The 25,297-nt window shown below is 71.9% G+C and carries 24 protein-coding genes; 6 read left to right on the top strand and 18 right to left on the bottom strand.

Features of this window, described 5'->3' with window-relative positions:
* Positions 1-611: 611 nt before the first annotated feature.
* The 15 genes from ABEA10_RS24120 to pyrR all read right to left on the bottom strand — a co-directional run bounded on the left by ABEA10_RS24120 (position 612) and on the right by pyrR (position 17,115).
* Positions 612-1,820: a cytochrome P450 family protein gene (locus ABEA10_RS24120; protein ID WP_345467629.1), complete on the bottom strand. Its 1,209-nt coding sequence runs from the start codon at positions 1,818-1,820 to the stop codon at positions 612-614.
* A gap of 139 nt (positions 1,821-1,959) precedes the next feature.
* Complete coding sequence (metK, locus tag ABEA10_RS24115; protein ID WP_329258002.1) at positions 1,960-3,153, bottom strand: methionine adenosyltransferase; 1,194 nt, start codon at positions 3,151-3,153, stop codon at positions 1,960-1,962.
* 115 nt (positions 3,154-3,268) lie between these two features.
* On the bottom strand, positions 3,269-4,489 hold the full coding sequence (coaBC, locus tag ABEA10_RS24110) for a bifunctional phosphopantothenoylcysteine decarboxylase/phosphopantothenate--cysteine ligase CoaBC (RefSeq protein WP_345467627.1): 1,221 nt from the start codon (positions 4,487-4,489) through the stop codon (positions 3,269-3,271).
* A 34-nt stretch (positions 4,490-4,523) separates the two neighbouring features.
* A complete protein-coding gene (gene rpoZ, locus ABEA10_RS24105; protein ID WP_285566731.1) occupies positions 4,524-4,793 on the bottom strand; it encodes a DNA-directed RNA polymerase subunit omega in 270 nt (89 codons plus the stop codon).
* An 11-nt stretch (positions 4,794-4,804) separates the two neighbouring features.
* On the bottom strand, positions 4,805-5,371 hold the full coding sequence (gene gmk / locus ABEA10_RS24100) for a guanylate kinase (protein WP_329262402.1): 567 nt from the start codon (positions 5,369-5,371) through the stop codon (positions 4,805-4,807).
* A 73-nt stretch (positions 5,372-5,444) separates the two neighbouring features.
* Entirely contained in the window at positions 5,445-5,771 is a 327-nt protein-coding gene (mihF, locus tag ABEA10_RS24095; protein WP_252782942.1) for an integration host factor, actinobacterial type, read from the bottom strand.
* Between the two features lie 1,156 nt (positions 5,772-6,927).
* A complete protein-coding gene (pyrF, locus tag ABEA10_RS24090) occupies positions 6,928-7,629 on the bottom strand; it encodes an orotidine-5'-phosphate decarboxylase (protein ID WP_329257995.1) in 702 nt (233 codons plus the stop codon).
* Positions 7,626-8,624 carry a dihydroorotate dehydrogenase gene (locus ABEA10_RS24085; RefSeq protein WP_345467622.1) on the bottom strand — a complete coding sequence of 333 codons (999 nt, stop codon included), beginning with the start codon at positions 8,622-8,624 and terminating at the stop codon, positions 7,626-7,628. The genes pyrF and ABEA10_RS24085 overlap by 4 nt, the downstream gene beginning before the upstream one ends.
* A 150-nt stretch (positions 8,625-8,774) precedes the next feature.
* A complete protein-coding gene (locus tag ABEA10_RS24080) occupies positions 8,775-9,647 on the bottom strand; it encodes a dihydroorotate dehydrogenase electron transfer subunit (protein WP_345467620.1) in 873 nt (290 codons plus the stop codon).
* 13 nt (positions 9,648-9,660) lie between these two features.
* A complete protein-coding gene (carB, locus tag ABEA10_RS24075) occupies positions 9,661-12,996 on the bottom strand; it encodes a carbamoyl-phosphate synthase large subunit (RefSeq protein WP_345467618.1) in 3,336 nt (1,111 codons plus the stop codon).
* Positions 12,996-13,193: a hypothetical protein gene (locus ABEA10_RS24070; protein WP_329257983.1), complete on the bottom strand. Its 198-nt coding sequence runs from the start codon at positions 13,191-13,193 to the stop codon at positions 12,996-12,998. The genes carB and ABEA10_RS24070 overlap by 1 nt, the downstream gene beginning before the upstream one ends.
* Positions 13,190-14,290 (bottom strand): glutamine-hydrolyzing carbamoyl-phosphate synthase small subunit, encoded by a 1,101-nt coding sequence (carA, locus tag ABEA10_RS24065; RefSeq protein ID WP_345467614.1) that lies wholly within the window; start codon positions 14,288-14,290, stop codon positions 13,190-13,192. The genes ABEA10_RS24070 and carA overlap by 4 nt, the downstream gene beginning before the upstream one ends.
* Positions 14,291-14,354: 64 nt before the next feature.
* A complete protein-coding gene (locus tag ABEA10_RS24060) occupies positions 14,355-15,638 on the bottom strand; it encodes a dihydroorotase (protein WP_345467612.1) in 1,284 nt (427 codons plus the stop codon).
* Positions 15,635-16,582 carry an aspartate carbamoyltransferase catalytic subunit gene (locus ABEA10_RS24055; protein ID WP_329257976.1) on the bottom strand — a complete coding sequence of 316 codons (948 nt, stop codon included), beginning with the start codon at positions 16,580-16,582 and terminating at the stop codon, positions 15,635-15,637. The genes ABEA10_RS24060 and ABEA10_RS24055 overlap by 4 nt, the downstream gene beginning before the upstream one ends.
* Positions 16,579-17,115: a bifunctional pyr operon transcriptional regulator/uracil phosphoribosyltransferase PyrR gene (pyrR, locus tag ABEA10_RS24050; protein WP_285566747.1), complete on the bottom strand. Its 537-nt coding sequence runs from the start codon at positions 17,113-17,115 to the stop codon at positions 16,579-16,581. Before pyrR ends, ABEA10_RS24055 begins: the two co-directional genes overlap by 4 nt.
* Positions 17,116-17,596: 481 nt before the next feature.
* Between pyrR and bldD the strand changes: the two genes are divergently transcribed.
* Positions 17,597-18,091 carry a transcriptional regulator BldD gene (gene bldD, locus ABEA10_RS24045; RefSeq protein WP_141961424.1) on the top strand — a complete coding sequence of 165 codons (495 nt, stop codon included), beginning with the start codon at positions 17,597-17,599 and terminating at the stop codon, positions 18,089-18,091.
* A gap of 1,368 nt (positions 18,092-19,459) precedes the next feature.
* Here bldD and ABEA10_RS24040 read toward each other — a convergent pair.
* Positions 19,460-19,909, bottom strand: a complete 450-nt coding sequence (locus ABEA10_RS24040) for an SAV_6107 family HEPN domain-containing protein (RefSeq protein WP_345467602.1) — start codon at positions 19,907-19,909, stop codon at positions 19,460-19,462.
* Positions 19,910-20,251: 342 nt separating this feature from the next.
* Here ABEA10_RS24040 and ABEA10_RS24035 point away from each other — a divergent pair, with 342 nt between their 5' ends.
* Positions 20,252-20,716 (top strand): YbaK/EbsC family protein, encoded by a 465-nt coding sequence (locus ABEA10_RS24035; protein WP_329257970.1) that lies wholly within the window; start codon positions 20,252-20,254, stop codon positions 20,714-20,716.
* Positions 20,717-20,731: 15 nt separating this feature from the next.
* Here ABEA10_RS24035 and ABEA10_RS24030 read toward each other — a convergent pair whose 3' ends face one another.
* Positions 20,732-21,850 carry an epoxide hydrolase family protein gene (locus ABEA10_RS24030; protein ID WP_345467600.1) on the bottom strand — a complete coding sequence of 373 codons (1,119 nt, stop codon included), beginning with the start codon at positions 21,848-21,850 and terminating at the stop codon, positions 20,732-20,734.
* An 86-nt stretch (positions 21,851-21,936) separates the two neighbouring features.
* On the opposite strand from ABEA10_RS24030, the gene ABEA10_RS24025 reads away from it, so the two are divergent.
* The 4 genes from ABEA10_RS24025 to ABEA10_RS24010 all read left to right on the top strand — a co-directional run bounded on the left by ABEA10_RS24025 (position 21,937) and on the right by ABEA10_RS24010 (position 24,398).
* Entirely contained in the window at positions 21,937-22,458 is a 522-nt protein-coding gene (locus tag ABEA10_RS24025) for a CGNR zinc finger domain-containing protein (protein WP_345467598.1), read from the top strand.
* Between the two features lie 151 nt (positions 22,459-22,609).
* Complete coding sequence (locus ABEA10_RS24020) at positions 22,610-23,491, top strand: hypothetical protein (protein WP_345467596.1); 882 nt, start codon at positions 22,610-22,612, stop codon at positions 23,489-23,491.
* A complete protein-coding gene (locus ABEA10_RS24015) occupies positions 23,488-23,805 on the top strand; it encodes a hypothetical protein (RefSeq protein ID WP_329257961.1) in 318 nt (105 codons plus the stop codon). The genes ABEA10_RS24020 and ABEA10_RS24015 overlap by 4 nt, the downstream gene beginning before the upstream one ends.
* A gap of 5 nt (positions 23,806-23,810) precedes the next feature.
* Positions 23,811-24,398, top strand: a complete 588-nt coding sequence (locus tag ABEA10_RS24010; RefSeq protein WP_345467593.1) for a GNAT family N-acetyltransferase — start codon at positions 23,811-23,813, stop codon at positions 24,396-24,398.
* Here the strand turns inward: ABEA10_RS24010 and metF are convergent.
* Positions 24,350-25,261, bottom strand: a complete 912-nt coding sequence (gene metF, locus ABEA10_RS24005; RefSeq protein ID WP_345467590.1) for a methylenetetrahydrofolate reductase [NAD(P)H] — start codon at positions 25,259-25,261, stop codon at positions 24,350-24,352. The genes ABEA10_RS24010 and metF overlap by 49 nt on opposite strands.
* Between the last annotated feature and the right edge of the window lie 36 nt (positions 25,262-25,297).

Here is a 25,297-nt window from a genome sequence, read left to right as displayed (position 1 = left end):
GGCGGAGGTTCGTGGTCACCGCGCCAGTTGCGGTCGCCGGCTCGGCGGCCCCCTCGAGGCAGTGACCATTCTGGCTGCGCGGGCGGTGAGCAGCGGTCAAGACGGGGTGAACGTCACCGGTACGGCCTTTGGGCCGCGCAGGCCGGCGACGTGCCACCGACAATCCGCGGCGGTGCCGCCGGACTCGCGCCTGTGAGGGTCCCCCTCACCACGCCAGGCCCAGGTGAGGGTGCCCCCCACACCAACTGAGGGCTCGCCGACACGGCGGAGATTAGCCCCGGTCGCGGGCTCGGCTCCCCCTCTCTCGGCGGTGACCGATCTGGCCGCTCGGGCGGTGGGCAGCGGTCAAGACAGGGTGAACGTCACCGGTACGGCCTTTGGGCCGCGCAGGCCGGCGACGTGCCACCGACAATCCGCGGCGGTGCCGCCTGACCCGCGCCTGTGAGGGTCCCCCTCACCACGCCAGGCCCAGGTGAGGGTGCCCCCCACACGAACTGAGGGCTCGCCGGACACGGCGGAGATTCGTGGTCACCGCGCTGGCTCCGGGCGCCGGCTCGGCTGCCCCTCCCTCGGCGGTGAGCGCGCTGGCCGCTCGGGGCGGTGGGTGCCGGTCAGGACGGGGTGAACGTCACCGGTACGGCCTTTGGGCCGCGCAGGCTGGCGACGTGCCAGCGGAGTTCGTCGAACGGGACCGCCAGGGTCAGGTCGGGCAGGCGCCGCAGGATCGTGCCGATGGCGATCTCGCCCTCCAGGCGGGCGAGCGGTGCGCCGAGGCAGTAGTGGGCGCCGTGTCCGAACGCCAGGTGCGTGTTCTCCGTGCGGGTGACGTCGAGCCGGTCCGGGTCGGTGAAGTGCTCCGGGTCGCGGTCGGCGATGGCCGTGGCGATCAGAACCGTGTCGCCCCTCGGGATCCGTACGCCGCCGATCTCGACGTCCTCCGTCGGGAATCGGATCACCCCCGGATTGACGGGCCCGTCGTAGCGCAGGAGCTCCTCCACCGCCCCGGGCAGCAGCCCCGGGTCGTCGCGCACGAGCTTGAGCTGCTGCGGATGGGCCAGCAGTGTCGCCGTGCCGCCGGCGATGAGGTTGACCGTGGTGATGTATCCGGCGACCAGCAAGAGGAAGGCCATGGCGACCAGTTCGTCCTCCTCCAGGCGCCCCTCGTCGTCGCGTGCGGTGATCAGCGCGCTCAGCAGGTCGTCGCCGGGGTGACCGCGCTTGTCCGCGATCAGCCCTTCGAGGTACGCCCACATCTTCCGCCACGCGTCGTCCACCGCGTCCCGGTCGAAGCGTTCCTGCGTGAGGATGGCGTCGGTCCACTCCTGGAAGCCCTCGCGGTCGGTGACCGGCACGCCGAGCAGTTCGCAGATGACGGTGACCGGCAGGGGCAGGGCCACGTCGGCGACCAGGTCGGCGCGGCCCGCGGGCAGGACGGCGTCGATCAGGCCGTCGGTGATCTCCTGGACGCGCGGCCGCAATGCGGCGACGCGGCGGGCGGTGAACGCCTTGGAGACGAGCCGGCGCAGCCGGGTGTGGTCGGGCGGCCCGACTCTGATCATGCTCCGCAGGAACGACTCGCGCTCGGCCGAGGGCAGCAGGTCCAGCATGCGGCCGTCGGTCGCGTCCCGCAGGTCGCTGCTGAAGCGCGGGTCCGACAGCGCGGCCGTCCCGTCGTCGTACCGGGTGACCAGCCACGCCTCGATGCCGCGTACGGTCGCCACGCGGCGTACGGGCCCCTCTCGGCGCAGCCGCTTGTAGAAGGGGAACGGATCCGCGACGAACGCCTGGTCGTCGTACGGGAAGACCTCCGGCTCACGCACCGGGCACCTCCTCCTCCCGCCCCATCGCCACTACCGACTGTGCCCGCCCGGACACGCGCCCAAGCACGCGAAAGGGCGGCCCCGGCACATGCCGGGACCGCCCTCGTGGCCGGAGGAAGCCCTCGCCCGTCGCGGGCGATCAGAGGCCGGCGGCCTCGCGCAGCGCGTCGGCGCGGTGCGTGGTCTCCCACGCGAAGTCCGGCTCCTCGCGGCCGAAGTGGCCGTACGCCGCCGTCTGGGAGTAGATCGGGCGGAGCAGGTCGAGGTCGCGGATGATCGCGGCCGGGCGCAGGTCGAAGACCGCGAGCACGGCCTCCTGGATCTTCTCGACCGGGAGCTTCTCGGTGCCGAAGGTCTCGACGAACAGGCCGACCGGGTGCGCCTTGCCGATGGCGTACGCGACCTGGGCCTCGCAGCGGTCCGCCAGACCCGAGGCGACGACGTTCTTGGCCACCCAGCGCATGGCGTACGCGGCGGAGCGGTCCACCTTGGAGGGGTCCTTGCCGGAGAAGGCGCCGCCGCCGTGGCGGGCCATGCCGCCGTAGGTGTCGATGATGATCTTGCGGCCGGTGAGGCCGGCGTCGCCCATCGGGCCGCCGATCTCGAAGCGGCCGGTCGGGTTGACCAGCAGGCGGTAGCCCTCGGTGTCCAGGTCGAGGTCGGCGACGACCGGGTCGACCACGTGCTCCTTGACGTCCGGCGTCAGCAGGTCGCTCAGGCTGATGTCCGGGGCGTGCTGGGAGGAGACGACGACGGTGTCGAGGCGGACCGGGCGGTCGCCGTCGTACTCGATGGTGACCTGAGTCTTACCGTCGGGACGCAGATATGGCACCACGCCGTTGTTACGCACCGCGGACAGCCGCGCGGCGAGCCGGTGGGCGAGGGTGATCGGCAGCGGCATCAGCTCGGGGGTCTCCCGGCAGGCGTAGCCGAACATCAGGCCCTGGTCGCCGGCGCCCTGGCGGTCGAGGTCGTCCGTGCCCTCGCCCTCGCGGGTCTCGTACGCGTCGTCGACGCCCTGGGCGATGTCGGGCGACTGGGCGCCGATCGACACGGACACGCCGCACGAACGCCCGTCAAAGCCCTTGCTGGAGGAGTCGTACCCGATGTCCAGGATCTTCTCCCGGATGACACCGGGGATGTCCACGTACGTCTCGGTGGTGACCTCACCCGCGACGTGAACCTGGCCGGTAGTGATCATGGTCTCGACGGCGACGCGGCTCTTGGCATCGTCCTTCAGCATCGCGTCGAGAATCGCATCGCTGATCTGGTCCGCGATCTTGTCCGGGTGACCCTCGGTCACGGATTCTGAGGTGAACAGGCGACGGGACACGTGCGTGTACTCCTTGCAGCGGCTGCTGACTGACGTAAGCAGAAATGGACTTGCGTTTGTCGGTGGCGAAGTCTACCGAGACCGGCTTGAGTCTCGGTGGGGCGTCTCGGCCTCCTCAGATCATGCGTGCGGCGACCAGGTCCCAAACCACGTCGGCCAATGTCTCCTTCGATCCGCGCGGCACGTCGACGGCCTCACCGTCGGCGGAGAGGATGACCGCGGCGTTGTCCGGACGGCCGAACGCCAGGTGCTCTCCCACCTGGTTGACCACCAGCAGGTCACAGCCCTTGCGGGCGAGCTTGCGGCGTCCGTTCTCCAGGACGTCGTGGGTCTCGGCGGCGAACCCGACGATCACCTGGTCGCCGTCGCGCGCCTCGCGTACGAGCTCGGCCAGGATGTCGGGGTTCTCCACGAGACGGATCGGCGCCGGCTCGGCACCCGGCGTCTTCTTGATCTTCACGTCCTCGTAGTCGGCCGGACGGAAGTCGGCCACCGCCGCCGCCATGACCACCGCGTCGGCGTCGGCCGCGGCCTTCAGGACCGCGTCGCGCATCTCCCGCGTGGACCCGGTGCGGACGACCTCGGCGCCGGCCGGGTCGGGCAGGGCGACGTTGGCGGCGACGAGGGTGACCCGCGCGCCGCGCGCCAGGGCCGTACGGGCCAGGGCGTACCCCTGCATGCCCGACGAGCGGTTGCCGATGAACCGCACCGGGTCGATGGGCTCGCGGGTGCCGCCCGCGGAGACGACGACGTGGCGGCCGGCGAGGTCGCGTGCGGTGTCCAGGCCGCCGCGGGCCAGCACCCGGCGCGCGGCGTCGAAGAGCGCGTCGGGGTCGGGCAGGCGGCCCTTGCCCGAGTCGGCGCCGGTGAGCCGGCCGGCCGCGGGCTCGATCACGATGTTGCCCCGGTGGCGCAGCGTCGCGACGTTGGCCCGGGTGGCCGGGTGCTCCCACATCTCGGTGTGCATCGCCGGAGCGAACACGACCGGGCAACGCGCCGTGAGGAGCGTGTTGGTCAGCAGGTCGTCGGCGATGCCGTGCGCCGCCTTGGCCAGCAGGTCGGCCGTTGCCGGCGCGACGAACACGAGGTCGGCGCCCTGCCCGAGGCGTACGTGCGGAACCTCTTCGACGCCGGACCAGACCTCGGTGGTGACCGGTTCGCCGGACAGCGCCGCCCACGTCGGCTCGCCGACGAAGCGCAGCGCGTCACGCGTCGGGATCACCCGGACCCGGTGCCCCGACTCGGTCAGCCTCCGCAGAAGTTCGCAGACCTTGTACGCGGCGATGCCGCCGCCGACGCCGAGCAGAACGCGCGGCCCCTCAACCGCGGACGTCATCGCCATGTCCCGCGGTGCGGCCGGTCACGATCACTTACGGGCCTTCGATGGCCTCGGAGTTGAGCAGGCCCTCGCGGACCTCGCGCAGCGCGATGGACAGCGGCTTTTCCTGGACCTGGGTCTCCACGAGGGGACCGACGTACTCGAGCAGGCCCTCGCCGAGCTGCGCGTAGTAGGCGTTGATCTGGCGGGCACGCTTGGCGCCCATGATCACAAGGCTGTATTTGCTGTCAACGATCTTCAGCAGATCGTCGATGGGCGGATTGGTGATGCCGTCGGCACCGCCGGGGGCGTTAGAAGCCACTCCCGCGCCTCTCAGTCGTCAGATGGGTGGACAGCCAGCAAGGATATCAGCTCAGCGCAGACGTCCTTGACCGAAGTGTTCACCAGGGTGACGTCGAACTCGGGCTCGGCGGCGAGCTCCTCGCGGGCGGCGGCCAGCCGGCGCTCGATCACCTCGGGCGCCTCGGTGCCACGGCCGACGAGGCGGCGCACGAGCTCCTCCCAGGACGGGGGCGCCAGGAAGACGAGCCGCGCCTCCCGCATGGACGCGCGCACCTGGCGGGCGCCCTGCAGGTCGATCTCGAGCAGTGCCGGCACGCCGGCGGCGAGGTGCTCCAGCACCGCACGCCGCGGCGTACCGTAACGATTCCCCGCGAACTCGGCCCACTCGAGCAGTTCTCCTTCGTCGACGAGCCGATCGAACTCGGCGTCGTCGGCGAAGAAGTAATGCACGCCGTGGATTTCACCGGGCCGCGGCGCACGGGTGGTCACCGAGACCGACAGCCACACCTCGGGGTGGGCACGCCGGATCTCGGCGACGACCGTGCTCTTGCCGACGCCGGACGGCCCGGAAAGGACCGTCAGGCGCCTGGACGGGATGGAGCCGCCCGCCGCGGGCGCAGCGGAATCGGCCGCGGCGGCCGAGCCGCCGCGCCCGTCCGGCGCAAGTCGATCAGCGATTTCCACCGCCGCCGAACTCACGCTCCAGAGCGGCGCGCTGGTTGGCGCCAAGACCCCGCACGCGGCGGGACTCGGCGATACCGAGCCGCTCCATGATCTGCTTAGCGCGGACCTTTCCGACGCCAGGCAGGGATTCCAGTAGTGCCGACACCTTCATCTTTCCGATTACGTCGTCGGCCTGACCATCTTTCAGAACCTCAGCGAGGGAGGTTCCGCCGTGCTTCAGGCGGTCTTTGACCTCGGCACGCTCTTTGCGGGCCTTGGCAGCCTTCTCCAGGGCTGCGGCGCGCTGTTCAGGGGTTAGGGGCGGAAGCGCCACGCCGGGTCACCTCGTGTTTCCACTCGATTGAGTCGGACGGCTTGGGAACCTAGCGAGTTCAGGGCCCATAAAGCAACGTGAAAGCCCGTTTAGCCCGTCATTAAATTGCAGATGTCACTCTATGAGCTGTCCTGAACACGCAGAGTACCCAATCGGGGGGGTTGCTTCACCCCGAACCGTACGACGGCCTGGCGTTTCTTGCGAGGGGCAAACGGCTCAGTCAAGACGAAACGGCGGCGGATGACACTCTGCGGGACACGTTTCGCCGCCGAACACCTCCTTCGGGACGGTCACCCTCCGCCATCTAACCCCCGAACCCCCGCAAGCCGCCCTCCGGGGTCCCCTGACGGCCCTCGCGTGGCGGCTCACACCGCTCCGCGACACGCCGCGACATGCCGCCGGTGCGGCGGCCCGCCACCGGGCTCGCGGCGGCCGATCGCGCCACGCCCGCCGCCCTCGCTGTCATAACGGGTTGACGCCTTCTGTCACCCGACGACAACTCTCGGTGGGCACCGCCGAGCCGCGGCGCGTTCGCACGGCCGAACCCGTCGAGCGGACCGCCGAGCCCTCGCCGCCCGACGCCGTACCGAGGCAAGGACGATTCCGGGGTTTTCCCGGCGAATTGGCACGTTCCAGCAGGCCGTTCCCCGTTTTGGCAGGTCCCTCAAGCCCGGCGAGGGCCGCGTTTTCGCGCCTGAGAGCCCCCCAGCCTCGCGAACCCCCGTCGCCCCACAGAGTTCCTCAGGTGCCGCCGTCTCCGGCGGTCAGACGGCCTGTACGCGTTCCGGCACGACGCGCGGCAGGCCACCGACGCCCTTAACGACACGGTCCTCGCCCGGCGACGGTGTGGTCCCCGCCCGCGACCGACGTGGTCCCCGCCCGCGACCGACGTGGTCCCCGCCCGCGACCGACGTGGTCCCCGCCCGCGACCGACGTGGTCCCCGCCCGCGACCGACGTGGTCCCCGCCCGCCCAGGGGGCGCCAGCCCACTTCCATTGTCCAGCGGCGGAACACGCTGCGGAAGCGGTCGTGCAGGTCTGTGGATGACTCGGGCACCCGAGGCCGTACTCGCCCGGCCGGGCGGGGGATCGACGAGACGGGTGACGGCGCCGGGCGCGGCGGCGTTCGCGTGCCGTCGCGGGTGTGAAAGGGGCTCTCAGACGCTGCCGCTCGTACGGCGGAGGGCGGCGGCGATGCCCGCGGCGGCGGCCCCCGGGTCCGGGGCCGCGGTGATGGGGCGGCCGATCACGAGCAGGTCCGCGCCCGAGGCGAGGGCCTCTTCCGGCGTCGCCACGCGGGCCTGGTCCTGGGTCGCGGCTCCGCGCGGACGGACGCCCGGCGTGATCAACGTCACCTCCGGGCCCACCTCCGCGCGTACCGCGGCCGCCTCCATCGGGGAGCACACGAGCGCCTGCGCGCCCGCCTCGACCGCGAGCGCCGACAGGCGGCGGACGGCGTCCAGCGCCGGTCCGGCGAGACCGATGCTCGTCAGATCGTCCTCCGCCAGGGATGTGAGAACGGTCACAGCGGCGATCTTGGTGTTCGGCGCGGCCTCGGCGGCCGCACGGATCATCGAGGCGCCGCCGACCGCGTGGACGGTGAGGTACGCCGGCTTGAGACGTGACACCGCGCGCGCCGCCCCGGCCACCGTGGCGGGGATGTCGTGCAGCTTCAGGTCGAGGAAGACCTGGACGCCGGTGGCGCCGCGGACGCTGGCCACCACGTCCGGCCCGTACCGCAGGTACAGCTCCAGCCCGACCTTGACCGTGCTGACGTGAGGTGTCACCAGCGTCGCCCAGCGGGCGGCCGTCTCGAGGTCCGGCGCGTCCAGGGCGACGGCGATGGGGGCGAGGTTCACTGCAGACTCTCCTGTTCCGTCGGCTCACCGACGCCGACGTTGGGGTCGATGCGCCGGATCAGCGTGCCCGCCGGCTTGTGGGCCAGCCCCACCGCGTCGGTCAGTTCGGTGATGCCGCGTTCCCGCAGCGCGGTGTCCAGTTCGCGAAGGATCCGTACGCATGCGGACGGATCATGAAGGTTCGCCGTGCCGACCGCGACCGCCGACGCTCCCGCCAGGATGAGCTCCAGCACGTCGGTTCCGGTACGCACGCCGCCGATGCCGATGATCGGGACCTCGGGCAGCGCCGCGTGCACCTGGTAGACGCAGCGGACCGCGACGGGCCGGATGGCCGGGCCGGACAGCCCGCCGGTGATCCCGGCCAGGCGCGGGCGGAAGGACCACGTGTCCACGGCCATGCCGTGCAGCGTGTTGATCATCGACAGGCCGTCGGCGCCGGCGTCCGCGCAGGCCATCGCGACGCCGACCATGTCGGTGACGTCCGCCGACAGCTTGGCGAAGACGGGCACGCCCCGGCGTGTGTTGGCGCGCACGGCGCGCACGACCTCGGCGGCGGCCGTCGGGTGGGCGGCGAACATCAGGCCGCGGTCCTCGACGTTCGGGCACGAGGTGTTGATCTCGACCGCGGTCACGCCCGGCGCGGTGGTGAGACGCCCGGCGACCTCGGCGTACTCCTCGACGCTGTTGCCGGCGATCGAGACGATCGTGCGGGCGCCCTGCTCGTCGAGCCACGGCAGATCGCGTGCCAGGAAGGCGTCGATCCCCGGCCCCTGCAACCCGGTGGAGTTCAGCACGCCGCTCGGCGTCTCGGCGAGCCGGGGCGCGGGGCGCCCGGCGCGCGGCTCGGGCGTGATCGACGGTGTGACGATCGCGCCGAGCTTGGCGACGTCGAAGAAGCGGCCCAGCTCACGCCCGGTGCCGCCGCAGCCGGACGCGGTCATGATCGGGTTCGGCAGCGAGACCGGACCGAGCCCGGTCCGCAGATCAACGCTCAAGAGCCCTCCTTCGCCGGAGGAGAGACCAGACGCACCGTGTTGGCGATGCGCGCACTCCGTACGCTCAAGGGCCCTCCTTCGCCGGCGGAGACACCCGACGCGCCGATGCGCTCACTCTGTTCGCTCATGACCACTCCCCCGGCTTGCGGCTCATGGGCGTTCTCCCAGCCGTAGGGCGCGCGGGGCGCCCAGTGCGTCGAACGGGATGGTGCCGACGTCGTCCCAGCGCACCCGTTCGCCGCGGAACACCGGGCCCTCGACGCAGGTACGGACCATGTGGGTGGCGCCGTCGTCGCCGATCACCGGCAGCACGCAGGCCATGCAGACCCCGGTGCCGCACGCCATCGGCTCCTCGACCGCGACCTGGGCCGGGATGCCGTATCCCGCGCAGGTGCGGCTGACCGACCGCAGCGTGTCCAGCGGCGCGCAGGCGTACACGACCTCCGCCTGGGCGCCCTCGATGGCGCTGGCCAGCAGGTCCTCGACCGTGCCCACCGAGCCGAGCGAACCGTCGCCCGTGGCCACCGCGACGGAGTCGCCGGCGCGGCGGGCGCCGCGCGCGCCGTGCACGTCGTCCGCGGTGCCTCCGCCGAGGAGGAAGTGCAGCGGGCAGTCGCGCTGGCGCAGCACGGCGGCGAGCGGGAACAGCGCCGCGCTGGCGTGCGCGACGCCCAGGAGCACGCAGGTCACCGGGTCGCGCGGCAGCGGGAACGGCCGGCCGAGCGGCCCGGCGACATCCACGATGTCGCGCGGGCGCAGCCCGGCGAGCCACTGCGTGCCCTTGCCGCGGACCGAGAAGACGATCTCGACGGTGCCGCCGAAGTCCGGTTTGACCTCGCGGACGGCGAAGCAGCGCCGCAGCAGCATGCTGGACTGTTCACCGCCGACCGCGAGGGCGACGAACTGGCCGGGCCGGAAGCGCTCGGCGACGCCCGGGGCGACGAGGGTCATCGTCTGGTACGCCCCGATCCGCCGCGTGGTGAGCACGGTTCCCGGCACCTGCACCGGCGACGAGTCCGTCACTCGCCTCCTCCGCTCAACGGCTCCCCCTGAGATGCTCCGCGTGCTCCTGCAGCGACCGCACGCCGACGCTGCCGGCCGTGATCGCCTCGATGCCCTGGACCGCCGCGCCGAGCGCCTGCACCGTGGTGAGGCACGGGACGCGGCGAAGCACCGCCGCGGTGCGGATCTCGTATCCGTCGAGCCGCGGACCGGACTGCCCCGGGCTGCCGAACGGGGTGTTGACGATGAGGTCGACCTCGCCGTCGAGGACGCGCCGTACGATCGTCGGCTCGCCGTCGGGCCCGGGTCCGGCACTGTGCTTGCGAACGATCTTGGCATGGACGCCGTTGCGCCGCAGGACTTCGGCGGTGCCCTCGGTTGCGAGAATCTCAAAACCTAGGTCAGCGAGGCGTTTGACCGGGAAGATCATGGCTCGTTTGTCCCGGTTGGCCACGGAGACGAAGGCGCGTCCCTTGGTCGGCAGCGAGCCGTACGCCGCCGCCTGCGACTTGGCGAACGCCGCGCCGAAGTCGGCGTCGATCCCCATGACCTCTCCCGTCGAACGCATCTCCGGGCCGAGGATCGTATCGACGCCGCGCCCCTCAGGGGTGCGGAACCGGTCGAAGGGCAGCACCGCCTCCTTGACCGCGATGGGCGCGTCGAGGGGCAGGTCTCCCCCGTCGCCGGTCGCGGGCAGCAGCCCCTCGGCGCGCAGCCGGGCGATCGGCGTGCCCAGCATGACGCGCGCGGCGGCCTTGGCGAGCGGCACCGCGGTCGCCTTGGAGACGAACGGCACCGTACGGGAGGCGCGGGGGTTGGCCTCCAGGACGTAGAGGACGCCGGCGGCGAGGGCGTACTGCACGTTCATCAGGCCGCGGACGCCGATCTCCCGGGCGAGGGCCTCGGTGGAGGACCGGATGCGGGAGATGTCCTCGTGGCCGAGCGTGATCGGCGGCAGCGCGCAGGCGGAGTCGCCGGAGTGGATGCCGGCCTCCTCGATGTGCTCCATGACGCCGCCGAGGTACAGCTCGGTGCCGTCGTAGAGCGCGTCGACGTCGATCTCGATCGCGTCGTCGAGGAACCGGTCCACCAGCACGGGGTGCTCGGGGCTCCACTGCCCGCCGCCGCCCGTGGCCCGGTCGATGTAGGACCGCAGCGTGTCCTCGTCATAGACGATCTCCATGCCGCGTCCGCCGAGGACGTAGGAGGGCCGTACGAGGACCGGGTAGCCGATCTCGCCGGCGATCTCCACGGCCTCCTCGTACGTCGTGGCGGTGCCGTGCTTGGGCGCGGGCAGCCCGGCGCGTTCGAGGACCCGGCCGAACGCGCCGCGCTCCTCGGCGAGGTGGATGCTCTCGGGCGAGGTGCCGACGACGGGCACGCCGGCGTCCTTGAGGCTCTGCGCGAGGCCGAGCGGCGTCTGCCCGCCGAGCTGCACGATCACCCCGGCGACCTCGCCGGTCTCCTGCTCGGCGTGCACGACCTCCAGGACGTCCTCCAGGGTGAGCGGCTCGAAGTAGAGCCGGTCGGAGGTGTCGTAGTCGGTCGAGACGGTCTCGGGGTTGCAGTTGACCATGACGGTCTCGTAGCCCGCCTCGGCGAGCGTGAACGACGCGTGCACGCAGCTGTAGTCGAACTCGATGCCCTGGCCGATGCGGTTCGGCCCGCTGCCGAGGATGATCACCTTGGGCTTCTCGCCCGGCGGGACCTCGGTCTCCTCGTCGTAGGTGGAGTACAGGTACGGCGTCTCGGCGGCGAACTCCGCGGCGCACGTGTCGACGGTCAGGTAGACCGGCCGGACGCCGAGGGCGTGCCGCAGCCCGCGGATCAGCTCGGCGGACACGCCGCGGATCTCGGCGATCTGCGCGTCGGAGAACCCGTGCCGCTTCGCCTCGCGGAGCGCCTCGGGGTCGAGCTGCTCGCCGGTGAGCGCGGCGGCGATCTCCTCCAGCGCGGCGATCTGGTCGAGGAACCACGGGTCGATCGCGGTCGCCTCGTGCACCTCCTCGATGGTGGCGCCGGCCCGCATCGCCTGCTGCGCGGCGCGCAGGCGGCCGTCGTGGGGCCGGGAGGCGCGGTCGAGCAGGTCGGCCTTGAGCGCGGCGCGCTCGTCCGCCGGCAGCGTCTCCGGCCCCGGGGCCCAGGAGAACGACGCACCGGAGCGTTCGAGGGACCGCAGGGCCTTCTGCAGCGCCTCGGGGAAGGACCGGCCGATCGCCATGGCCTCCCCGACCGACTTCATGTGGGTCGTCAGGGTCTCGTCCGCGCCGGGGAACTTCTCGAACGCGAACCGCGGCGCCTTCACCACGACGTAGTCGAGGCTGGGCTCGAAGCTCGCCGGGGTCTCGCGGGTGATGTCGTTGCGGATCTCGTCCAGGGTGTACCCCACCGCGAGCCGGGCGGCGATCTTGGCGATCGGGAAGCCCGTGGCCTTGGAGGCGAGCGCGCTGGACCGCGAGACGCGCGGGTTCATCTCGATGACGATCATGCGGCCGGTGCGCGGGTCGATCGCGAACTGGATGTTGCAGCCGCCGGTGTCGACGCCGACGGCGCGGATCACGGCGATGCCGACGTCACGCATGTGCTGGTACTCGCGGTCGGTGAGCGTCATGGCCGGCGCGACGGTGATCGAGTCGCCGGTGTGCACGCCCATCGGGTCGACGTTCTCGATGGAGCACACGACCACGACGTTGTCGTGCTTGTCGCGCATCAGCTCCAGTTCGTACTCCTTCCAGCCGAGGATGGACTCCTCCAGGAGCACCTCGGTGGTCGGGCTGGCGGCCAGGCCCGCGCCGGCGATGCGGCGCAGGTCCTCTTCGTCGTAGGCCATGCCGGACCCGGCGCCGCCCATGGTGAACGAGGGCCGCACCACCATCGGGTAGCCGAGCGTCTCGGCGGCGCCGAGGCAGTCGTCCATGCTGTGGCAGATCACGCTGCGCGCGGACTCGGCGCCGATGTCGGCGACGATCTGCTTGAACCGCTCGCGGTTCTCCCCCGCCTGGATGGCGTCGACGTTCGCGCCGATCAGCTCGACGCCGTACTTGTCCAGGGCGCCGGACTCGTGCAGGGCGATCGCGGTGTTGAGCGCGGTCTGGCCGCCCAGCGTGGGCAGCAGCGCGTCGGGGCGCTCCTTGGCGATGACCTGCTCGACCGTCGCGGGCGTGATCGGCTCGACGTACGTCGCGTCGGCGATCTCCGGGTCGGTCATGATCGTCGCGGGGTTGCTGTTGACCAGGGCGACGCGGAGCCCCTCGGCCTTCAGGACCCGGCACGCCTGGGTGCCGGAGTAGTCGAACTCGGCGGCCTGGCCGATCACGATCGGGCCGGAGCCGATGACGAGAACGGACTTGATGTCGGTACGGCGCGGCATCAGACCCCCTGCGCGGACGCGATCGCGGCGGCGGCCAGAACGGCCACGGTCAGCAGTGCCGCGACGGCGGCGGCGAGGAGTGCGCGCGGGCTGGGCGCCTTAGCGCGCAGCACCGCGTCGTTGGGATCGACCGGGATGTGGCCGTGCGACCCGGCGTCGGCCGCGTGGTCGGCCTCGTGGCTGGAAACGTCGCTCATTTCTTCATCAGCTCGCAGAAGGTCTCAAAAAGGCCGGTGGCGTCGTGCGGGCCGGGGGCGGCCTCGGGGTGGTACTGGACGCTGAACGCGGGACGGTCGAGCAGCCGCAGCCCCTCGACCACGCCGTCGTTCAGGTCGACGTGGGTGACCTCGGCGCGGCCGAACGCGGTCTCGAACGGCCCGTCGAGGGGCGCCTCGACGGCGAACCCGTGGTTGTGGCTGGTGATGTGGACGCGGCCGGTGGCGCGATTCTGCACGGGCTGGTTGACCCCGCGGTGGCCGAACCGCAGCTTGTAGGTGTCCAGGCCGAGGGCGCGTCCGAGCATCTGGTTGCCCAGGCAGATGCCGAACACCGGCCGGCCCTCCTCCAGCACGCCCTTCATCGAGTCGACCGCGTAGCCGCACGCGGCCGGGTCGCCGGGCCCGTTGCTGTAGAAGACGCCGTCCGGCTCCAGCGCGAGGATCTCGTCGGCGGTCGCCGTGGCGGGCAGCACGTGCACCTCGCAGCCGCGTTCGGCCATGCGGCGCGGGGTCATCGTCTTGATCCCCAGGTCCACGGCGGCGACCCGGTGGCGTACCTCGCCGTCGGGCCGTACGACGTAGGGCTCGGGGGTGGAGACGACGCGGGCCAGGTCGGCGCCGATCATGTCGGGGCTGGCCAGGACCCGCTCCAGGAGCGCGTCGGGGTCGGTCTCCGCGGTACTGATGCCGGCCCGCATGGCGCCGCGTTCCCGCAGGTGACGCGTTAGCGCCCGGGTGCCCTGCACCGCGATGCCGACCACGCCGTACGCGCGCAGCTCGTCCTCCAGGGACCGCTGCGCCCGCCAGCTCGAGGTGATGCGCGAGGGCTCGCGCACGACGTACCCGGCGACCTGGATCCGGCCCGACTCGGGGTCCTCGTCGTTGACGCCGGTGTTGCCGATGTGCGGGGCGGTCATGGCGACGATCTGCTGGGCGTAGGAGGGGTCGGTGAGGGTCTCCTGGTAGCCGGTCATGCCGGTGTTGAAGACCACCTCGCCGAACGCCTCGCCCTCGGCGCCGTACGCGGTGCCGCGGAACGTGCGTCCGTCCTCAAGGACGAGCAGCGCTTGGTTCATGCGCCCTCCTTCGTCGGGGAAGTGACCAGAGCCACGCGCTTTCCGATTCGCTGGCTACGCTCGCTCATACAACTTTCCCCTCGAGAACGGTCGGGCGCCCGCGCAGGAACGTCGCGTGGACGCGGCCGGGCAGCTCGAGCCCGGCGAACGGCGTGTTGCGGCTCTTGGACACCGAGGCCGCCGGGTCGACCACCCGGCGTACGTCCGGGTCGTACAGCGTGAGGTTGGCCGGCGCTCCCGGAACGGGCAGGTGTCCCTGCCCGGCGAGGCGGCCGATGCGCGCCGGGCGTACGGACATGCGGTCGGCCAGGCCGGCCCAGTCGAGCAGGCCCGTGTCGACCATGGCCGCCTGCGCGACGGACAGGGCCGTCTCGAGCCCGATCATGCCCATCGCGGCCGGCGCCCACTCGGTCTCCTTGGCCTCGACCGGGTGCGGAGCGTGGTCGGTCGCGACGCAGTCGATCGTGCCGTCGGCCAGCGCCTCGCGCAGCGCCTCGACGTCGGCCTTCGTACGGAGCGGCGGGTTGACCTTGTAGATCGGGTCGTAGGTCTCGGCGAGCTCGTCGGTGAGCAGCAGGTGGTGCGGCGTCACCTCGGCGGTGACCTGCCAGCCCTTGCTCTTCGCCCACCGGATGATCTCCACCGAACCGGCCGTGGAGACGTGGCAGACGTGCAGGCGGGAGCCGACGTGGGCGGCGAGCAGGCAGTCGCGGGAGATGATCGCCTCTTCGGCCACGGCCGGCCAGCCGGCCAGGCCGAGGCGCCCGGAGACCTCCCCCTCGTTCATCTGCGCGTGCTCGGTCAGGCGCGGCTCCTGCGCGTGCTGGGCGACGACGCCGTCGAACGCCTTGACGTACTCCAGCGCGCGGCGCATCAGGACCGCGTCGTCCACGCAGTGGCCGTCGTCGGAGAAGACCCGTACGTGCGCGGCGGAGTCGGCCATGGCGCCGAGCTCGGCGAGCTGACGGCCCTCGATGCCGCGGGTGACCGCGCCGACCGGGTGGACGTCACAGTGACCGGCCTCGCGGCCGAGGCGCCAGACCTGTTCGACCACGCCGGCCGTGTCGGCGACGGGCTCGGTGTTGGCCATGGCGTGCACGGCGGTGAACCCGCCCGCCGCCGCGGCCCGCGTGCCCGACTCGACGGTCTCGGCGTCCTCACGGCCGGGCTCGCGCAGATGGGTGTGCAGGTCGACGAGGCCGGGCAGGGCGATGAGGCCGTCCGCGTCGATCGTCTCGGCGTTCTCGGGGTCCAGCCCCGTGCCGATCTCGGCGATGACGCCGTCTTCCACGCGGATGTCCCGCGCCTCGCCGCCGAGAATGCGGGCGCCCTTGATCAGGTACGTCATTCGCCTTCCGTTCTGGTGTTGCCGATCGCGGGCTCGGAGCCGCCGAGGAGGAGGTAGAGGACGGCCATGCGCACGGTCACGCCGTTGGCGACCTGCTCGACGATGGTCGAGCGCGTGGAGTCGGCCACCTCCGCGGCGATCTCGACCCCGCGGTTCATCGGGCCGGGGTGCATGACGAGCGCGTGCTCCGGCAGCGCGGCCATGCGCCGGGCGTCCAGCCCGTACCTTCTGCTGTACTCCCGCACGGTCGGGAAGTAGGCGGCGTTCATCCGCTCCTGCTGGACCCGGAGCATCATGACGACGTCGCTCTTGGGCAGGACCGCGTCGAAGTCGTAGGCGATCTCACACGGCCAGGTGCCGACCGCGACCGGGAACAGCGTGGGCGGTGCGACCAGGGTGACCTCGGCGCCGAGGGTGTTCAGCAGGAGGACGTTGGAGCGCGCCACGCGGCTGTGGAGGATGTCGCCGACGATCGTGATCCGCCGGCCGTCGAGGTCGCCGAGCCTGCGCCTCATCGTGTACGCGTCGAGCAGGGCCTGGGTGGGGTGCTCGTGCGTGCCGTCGCCGGCGTTGACGACGCTGCCGCGGACCCAGGTGGCGAGGCGGTGCGGCGCTCCGGAGGCGCCGTGCCGGATCACGACGCCGTCGGCGCCCATCGCCTCGAGCGTCAGCGCGGTGTCCTTCAGGCTCTCGCCCTTGGACACGCTCGACCCCTTCGCGGAGAAGTTGATCACATCCGCGGACAGGCGCTTGGCCGCCGCCTCGAAGGAGATCCGGGTCCTCGTGGAGTCCTCGAAGAAGAGGTTGACGACCGTACGGCCGCGCAGCGTGGGGAGTTTCTTGATGGGCCGGTCGGCGACGCTCGCGAGCTCCTCGGCGGTGTCGAGGATCAGCAGGGCGTCGTCCTTCGTCAGGTCGGCCGCGGAGATCAGGTGTTGTTTCACTTGCCGGCCTCCAACAGGACGGCGTCGCGGCCGTCCACCTCCTCGACCAGCACCCGCACGGTCTCCTTCGCGCTCGTCGGCAGGTTCTTGCCGACGTAGTCGGCGCGGATGGGGAGCTCACGGTGGCCACGGTCGACCAGCGTGGCGAGCTGGACCGCGCGCGGGCGGCCGAGGTCGTTCAGGGCGTCGAGGGCCGCACGCACGGTGCGGCCGGAGTACAGAACGTCGTCGATGAGCACCACGACGCGGTCGTCCACGCCTTCGGGCGGCAGCTCGGTGCGTCCGAGGGCGCGGGCCGGCCGAAGGCGGAGATCGTCGCGGTACATGGTCACGTCGAGGGAGCCCTGCGGGACCGGGCGTCCCTCGACCTCCTCGATGCGCCGGGCGAGACGCTCGGCGAGGGTCACGCCTCGTGTCGGAATTCCGAGGAGAACGATGTCCTCGCCGCCTTTGGTGCGTTCGAGGATCTCGTGGGCGATTCGGGTGAGAGCGCGGCGGATGTCCGGCGCTTCCAGTACAGATTTGTGACTCATGTCACCATTGGGAGAGGGCCTGTGCGGGGGCACAGAGGCAGCACTCACCGTCTAACCTCCTTTCCCGCCTCACTGGACGGGCCTTAAAGGATCGGCCTTTTCACGGTAGCAGCCCGTTGCCGACGCACCGCCACCCGGTGGCATGGCGTTTGCCCAGGCAGAGACGGTACGGTGGCGACCCCGACAGTCACGGAAAGCCTTGACCGGCAAGGGTTTTCGCCGCTTCGCCGGCCGAGGTTCGCGCACCGCGCGCGATGACGGATTCGACCGCTTTTTTCCAATCGGCTTGACCTGGAGGCGTACCCGTTTTACCGTCACTGTCCGTAACCATCCCAGGAGATGGACCCCTCGGGCAGCCGGCCCCGGCCGGCTGACAGTGCGCCCCATGACGCACGCGTTCTCGTGGAGGCAGGGGCATACGCCCCTTGGTCCCCTCCCGGGTCACGTCGACGACGAGAAAGTGAGCCTGGGGGCCGCAACGATGCCGTCTGAATACGCAAAGGCTCTCGGCGCGAGGCTTCGCGCCATCCGCACCCAGCAGGGCCTGTCCCTGCACGGTGTGGAGGAGAAATCACGTGGCCGCTGGAAGGCCGTCGTCGTGGGTTCGTACGAGCGGGGCGACCGCGCCGTCACCGTTCAGAAGCTGTCCGAGCTCGCCGAGTTCTACGGCGTGCCCGTCTCTGAGTTGCTCCCCGGCGGAGCCGCGCCGAGTCCGCTCGGCCCGACCCCGAAACTTGTGATCGACCTTGAGCGACTCCAGCAGCTTCCGAAGGACAAGGCCGGTCCACTCGCCCGCTACGCCGCGACGATCCAAAGCCAGCGAGGCGACTACAACGGAAAGGTCCTGTCCATCCGGCAGGAGGATCTGCGATCTCTGGCGGTGATTTACGACAAGTCACCGACCGAACTGACTGAGGAACTCATCGGCTGGGGCGTCCTCGACCCTGAGGCACGCCGCGCCGTGGAAGCTTTCTGAGCCGTATCCCCCCGAAGTGGTGCGGTGATCCCACCCGATCACCGCACCGCGTCGGAGGGCCGTATCACGCTGCCCCCACGCCCCTGCCCGGTCCGCCTGCCCACGCCCGCCAGAACGACGTCCCCAGGGCCACGCCGCCACGACCGCGCCCCCAGAACCAGGTCCCACGACCACGTCGTCTCACGGCACGACCCATCGGCGACTCGGACCGCGCCCTACGGCCACGGCCACAGAGCACCTCATCGACAGCCCTGGCCCCACCTGCCGATGCCACGCGTAGCTCATAACGCTCCCGCTCCCACTGGCACCTCGGCCCACATTCTTGCCGCCCCATCTCCGCGCCCCTGACCATCGGTCACGCTGACGGCGCCTGCGTGGAGCCGACCGGCGGGCTTGCGCGCTCCTGACCGCGAATCCGCCGTACGCCGCCCTCCGCTGCGCACCGTGACGTCGCGCCCCACGCGCTCACAAGGTCCGAGGCATCGCCTGCCTCGCCGGGCCGATCAGGTAGTAGTGGCCGACGGGTCCCGCCGATTCGGGGGGAGGAACTCGGCGGGACCCGCGGCCGGCCGGCTGCTCCGGTGAGGGCCGGCCCGACCGGGACGCACCGGACATCCCGCAATGTCGCCACGTGCGCCCCGGCGGCCACCGTCATCCCGGCCGGCGCGCCCGGCAGGACGACGATGCTTCATCGATCACTCAATGCGGATAGCCGGAAAACGGGTCAAGGAGGCGAAGTCCGGATGGGCCCGACCGCGACGAACCGGCCGAAGGATGCGAGCGCCCGCGGCCTGACTCCCATCTTCCGGACGCCGGGCACCGCACGGCCCTGCTGCAAGCTCCGCGGTCCCGAGCTCCGGACCACTTCCGGGCTCCGCGCTGCTGGGCCCTGGGCCGCTTCCCGACGCCAGGCACCGCGCTTCCGGGCTCCGGTCTCTGGACCGCTCCCGACGCCGGGCACCGCGCGGCCGACCTCCGGACACCGCACGACCCTGCTGCAAGCTCCGCGGTCCCGAGCTCCGGGCCACGTCCGGGCTCCGGGCGCCCAGCAGCCGACCCCCGAGCTCCGCGCTGCTGGGCCCTGGGCCGCTTCCCGACGCCAGGCACCGCGCGACCGGCCTCCGGGCACCGCACGGCCCTGCTCCAGGGTTTCCGGTTCCGGGCACCGGGCCACGTCCGGGCTCCGGACACCTCGCAGCCGGGCTCCAAGTTTCCCGGGCGTCGAGCTTCCGAGCTGTGCGTGGCCGGGGCCCGACCTCCGGGCACCGACCGCTGAGCAGGCTCGCCGGTGAGCGACGGTCGGCAGGTCGCGCGGGTCGTCTCTCACCGTCGCTCCCCTCTCGGTCGGCCCGGCCGGGGTCGTCAGGGTCAGCCGGCCACCGGGAGCATCGGCTGGCTGTCGATGCCCAACGTCGTCTCGACCAGGGCGACGAAGACCTCCGCGTCGTGGAGCAGGTCGTTCGCCTCGTGGACGGTCACGGCGCGCGGGAGGCCCGCCTCGGCCGCGGCTCGTTTGCCCGCGCCCGCCGCGAAGAAGGCGGCCCACTCGCGCAGGGCCGGTTCGGCCTCCGGGAGCAGCACCCAGACGCTCTGGGGCCGGCCACGACGCTTCTGCGCCGGGTCGCCCCGCGCCGCGAGGACCGCGGCCGCGGCGCGCAGTGCGGCCAGGTGGGCCGCGACGTAACGTGAGGCGGGGACGGCGGCCTCGGCCGCCTCGGCCAGGCCGTGCCGGGCCGTCTGCAACAGTGTGATCGCCGGCGGTGCCGGCCTGCGCCGCGGAACGGGGCGCAGAGGGACGGCCGTGGACCTTGCGGACATGGCGTGCCTCCTTCCGCTCGATGGGTTCGGGGACGGCGCGGGCGAAACGCTTCCCCTCGTCCCGCCCGGCCGCCACGTCTCGCACGGCATGCGCTGCCCGGCGAGCCGAACCCCTCCGGCGCGGACCCGCGAGAATCCGCACCGAATACTCGAACACAAGTTCGAGATGACTCCAGTAAACCCGCGCCGTCGCCATTCGTCAACATGTTCGAATGACGCCGTGTCGTCGCAGGTCAGACCGGTCGAACATGATCCCTGTCAGTGCGCCCGACACCCGTCCGGCGGCGACGCCAACGACGATACGGAGCCAGACCGACAAAACGAGCCTCTAGAGTGCTGCGCATGCATCCCAACACCGCGAACGTCGCCGCTCGCCTGCGCGAACTCGGCGCCACCGGCGAGGTGCGCGAGCTCCCGGAGGCCGCGCCGACCGCCGTGGCCGCCGCCGCGCAACTCGGCTGCGAGGTCGGCGCGATCGCGAACAGCCTGATCTTCGCCGCCGACGGCGAACCCCTGCTCGTCCTCACCAGCGGCGCCCACCGCGTCGACACGGCCAAGGTGGCCGCGCTGATCGGCGCCACGAAGGTCAAGCGCGCCGACCCCGAGTTCGTACGCGCGGCCACCGGCCATCCGATCGGCGGGGTCGCCCCGGTCGGGCACCCCCGCCCGGTCCGCACGCTCGTGGACAAGTGGCTGGCCGAGCACGAGGTCGTCTGGGCGGCGGCCGGGCACCCGCACACCATCTTCCCGACCTCCTACGACGAGCTCGTGCGCATCACCGGCGGCACCCCGGCAGAGGTCGAGTAGGCCCCGGGGGACGCGTCAGCCGCGGTACGGCCGGAACGCCTCGCGGACGTGCCGCACGAAGTGCTCCGGGGACTCCAGGGCCAGGAAGTGGCCGCCCTCGTCCACCGTGGTCAGGCGTGTCATCCGCGGGTACGCGCGCCGCAGCCAGGACTCCGGCGGTACGGGGATCTCCGGCTCACGCGTCAGCAGCACCGACGACGGCACCGAGACCGTGTCGGCCGGCGGGGCCGAGTCGACCGCGTACAGGCGTGACGAGGCGCCGATCGAGCCCGTCACCCAGTAGGTCATCACGTTGGTGAGCAGGTCGTCGTCGGTGAGCCGGCCGCGCGTCGCCGGGTCGCTCCACGTCAGCCACTTCTCCAGCACCCAGGCGGCCAGGCCCGAGGGCGAGTCGTTCAGCCCGTACGCCAGGATCTGCGGCCGGGTCGCCTGGACGTGCGCGTACGCGCCGCGGGTGCGCTCCCAGCGGTCCTCTCCCGCGACATACGCCTCCTCCTCGGGCGTACGCGGGGCCGGGTCCACCGGCCGGGTCCAGTTGGTGGTCTGGATGGCCCGTACGGTGCCGGCGTGGTACATGCCCAGGCGGTTCACCACGCCGCCGCCGATGTCGTCGCCGTGCGCGACGTAGCTCGCGTACCCCAGGCCCTCGACCATGAGCCGGTCGAACAGCCCGGCGATCGTGACCCGGTCGAGCGGCCCCGGATAGGGGGCCGAGAAGCCGTACCCCGGCAGCGCGGGCACCACGACCGAGAAGGCGTCGGCGGGATCGCCACCGTACGCCGCGGGATCGGCCAGCCGGTCGAGCACCCCGAGGTACTCCACGAAGGAGCTGGGCCAGCCGTTGCAGAGCAGCAGCGGCAGCGGGTCCGGACCCGAGCCCGGCACGTGTACGAAGTGGATGCGCGCGTCGCCGACCGCGGCGCGGAAGTGCGGCACCGCGTTCAGCCGGGCCTCCTGCGCCCGCCAGTCGTACCCCGAACGCCAGTACGCGATGAGGTCCTCGATGCGCTCGACGGTCTCGGGGCTCTCTCCCCCTTCGAGGACCGGCGGTGAGGGCAGGCGCGCGCGTTCGAGACGGGCGGCCAGGTCCTGCAGAACCTCTTCCGCGACGGCGATGTGGAACGGCTCGATCACAGTGACCTCCCGATCGTGGTGACGAGCAACGACATTACGTACGTAACGCGTTATGTGTCAAAGGCATACGGCTGTAACATCGGGGCATGGCATCACGACCGTCGGCTCCCGGCCCGCTCGCGCCGGTGGAGGCGTTCCTGCGGACGCGCAACGAGGTCGACGCCGCCGGTCTGGAGCGCTGGCGCGCCGCGCACGGGCTGCCGGGGGAGGTGACCGCGGAGACGTACGCGCGGGCCGTGCGGCTGCGCGAGGCGCTCCGCTCGCTGATGCTCGCCAACAACGCCGGCCCCGCCGCCCCAGCGGCCTTCGACCTGGTCAACGAGGAGATCGTCCGCTGCGACCTGCGCCCGCTGGTCACCGCCGGCGGCGTACGGTGGCCGGTCGGCGAGCGCGAGGCGCACCCGGGCGACCTGATGCTCGGCGCCGTCCTGGCGGGCGTCCTCACGGCGATGAGCGACGGCACCTGGCCGCGGATGAAGGCGTGCGCCGCGGACGACTGTCAGTACGCGTTCTACGACCACACGCGCAACCGCTCGGGCCGCTGGTGCGACGTCGCGGGCTGTGGCGCCAACGCCCGCATGCGCGCCTACCGCCGCCGCCGCGCCTGACCGCCGTCACGTCCGGAGGGCCATTAGCGGCAGACCCCTTCTGACATGCGGAAGGACCGTAACCAACCGCCCGTCACGGACCGCAGACAGGGGAGAACCACAGTGGTACAACGGTCTTCTGAGGCTCGAGCGCACTCTCCGGAGCGGCCCCATGGCTGGACACGAAGATCTGCGCGCCGCCGCCGCGCGTGACAAGGACTTCGTCGGCGTGGACGTCGACGCGATGGCGCGGCTCATCCACCAGATGAACGGCGCCTCGCAGGCCATCGCCACCTGGTTGCGCACCAACGCCACCCTGCCGCCCAGCGTCCCCCGCACCGGGCTGCGCCAGGCGCAGGCGGTCCACACCTGGACCGGGAGCCAGCAGGGCATGCTCACCCGGCGCCGCAACTACGCCATCACCCACCTGAGCCAGGGCGGGCCCACGATGCCGAAGGTCAGCGCGGGCCGGCTCGGCGGCGGCGCGCGCCGCCGTACGACATCCGCCGGGGCCGGGCACGACCTCGGCGGCTTCCCCGACGTACGCGCCGCGACGAGGGCCGGGTCCGCCGACGCCGCGGCCGTCCGCACGGCGCACGAGGCGCACCGCCCGGTGCCGGAGGAGGTCTGGAGGCGCCTGCGCGCGAGCGCCGACGACCCCGACTACGCCCACGGCCTGTACGGCCGGCTCGGCCCGGCCGGCACCGCCTGGCTGATCGAGGCGGCGGGCCGCGACCACCTCGACGACGTCCGCGCCTCGCTCGGCGTGGCCAGCCACCACCTGACGATGGACGAGAAGTGGCTGCGCGCGATGCTCGACGAGGCGCTCCGCCGGGGCGTACGCGACGACGCGGTCGCGCTGCTGTCCCAGGCCGCGCTCGCCCACCGCACCCGCGTCGCGTTCGGCCACCTGGGCCTGATGGAGATGGTGGAAACCGGAGGGGCAGAGACCGGGGGCTCGGAAACCGGAGGCTCAGAGACCGGGCAACCGGCCCCGCCGCACGAGGCGAGGCTGACGCTCACGGCCGACGATCCGCAGGGTGAGGGTCCGTGACCACCTATCCGCCCTCCCCCGCCACGCTGCACTCGCCCTCCGACCCGCCCCCACCGGGCGGCACTCAGCGACCCAACCCGGCGTACGCTGAGCTCTACAACGCCTACCAGCGGGCCTTCGACAGCGCCGCGACCCTGGAGACCGCCCTCGACCCGCCCGTACGCACCGTCGGCGACGCGTGGGTCGGGCCCGCCGCCCGCTCGTGGCAGAGTGAGCTGGAGGCCCGGCGCGGGCAGTTGAAGAAGGCGGCGGCGCAGATTCTGTGGGACATTTACGGCGCACTCTCGAAGGTTCCGCCGTACATCCCCGAGTGAGGCACGTGAGACCAGCATTCAGGGCCCGCCGCGAGGCATCCCCGCAGATCCGTGAGATCGACCGCCGTGGTTTCCTGCGGCGCCTCGACGCGCTGCTCGCCACGTACGAGGCGGCGATGCTGCCGCCACCTGGGCAGATGCCCGGTCGGCACATGATCATGGAGCGGCACACCGGTTATCCGGCGTTCCGCGCCTTCGTCGCCGAACGCTCACGAAGCGTGATCGGTTTCAGCTACGGGTTCCACGGCGAGTCCGGGCAGTGGTGGCACGACGTCGTACGCGCCGAGCTCGTCAAGATCGGTGGCGAGGAGCACGCCCGGCACTGGCTGGACGACACGTGGGAGGTCGCCGAGCTGCACGTGCATCCGGCGGCGCAGGGGCTGGGCCTGGGCCGCGGGCTGATCACCTCGCTGTGCGCGGGCCGGCCCGAGCGCACCATGGTGCTGTCCACGCTGGACGCGCAGACGCCGGCCCGCAACCTGTACCGCTCGCTCGGCCTGGTCGACCTGCTGACCGGCTTCCGGTTTCCCGGAGGCGGCCCGGTCTACGCGGTGATGGGTGCGGACTTCCCGCTGAGCTCCAGGCGGGAGTAGACCTCGCGCGTCGCGGTGGACTTGTTGAACGTGATGAAGTGGATGCCGGGCACCCCTTCGGCGAGCAGCCGCCGGCACAGGTCGGCCGCCTGGTCGATGCCGAGCCGCCGCACCGCCTCCAGGTCGTCGCCGACCGCCGCGAACTGGGCGGCCAGCTCCGGCGGGAACGGCGCCCCGGACAGCTGCTCGGAGCGCTCGATCGTGCTGAGCTGGGTGACCGGCATGATGCCCGGGATGATCGGCACGTCGCACCCGGCCGCCGCCACGCGGTCGCGCAGCCGCAGGTAGTCATCGGCCCGGAAGAACATCTGCGTGATCGCGTAGTCCGCTCCGGCCTGACATTTACGGACAAAGTGATGAGTATCACTCTCGATGTCGGGCGACCGCGGATGCTTGTACGGGAACGCGGCCACGCCGACGCTGAAGTCGCCCGATGACTTGATCAGCCGGACGACGTCCTCGGCGTACTCCACGCCGTCGGGGTGGCGCACCCACTCCCCCATCGGGTCGCCGGGCGGGTCGCCGCGCAGGGCCAGCAGGTCGGTGACGCCCACCGCCGCGAACCTGCCGATGAGCTGCCGCAACTCCGCGACGGAATGGTCGACCGCGGTGAAGTGCGCCACCGGGGTGAGCGTCGTGTCGGTGGCGATCCGCTCGACGATCTCCACCGTACGGTCGCGGGTGCCACCGCCGGCGCCGTACGTCACGGAGACGAAGGTCGGCTGGAGCACCTCGAGCCGGCGGATCGCCTGCCAGAGGTTTCGCGCCCCCTGCTCGGTCTTTGGGGGAAAGAACTCGAACGAGAACGTCGTCTCTCCGGCGGCGAGGACTTCCCGGATGGTGCGGCGGCGCGCGGTCGTCATGCCCACAGGGTAACGGGACCATCCTTGAGGGCCACT

Origin of the sequence: Actinoallomurus oryzae (genome assembly GCF_039541955.1) — a bacterium.
GTDB lineage: Bacteria > Actinomycetota > Actinomycetes > Streptosporangiales > Streptosporangiaceae > Actinoallomurus > Actinoallomurus oryzae.
This window is presented reverse-complemented; position numbering and strand designations above follow the sequence as displayed.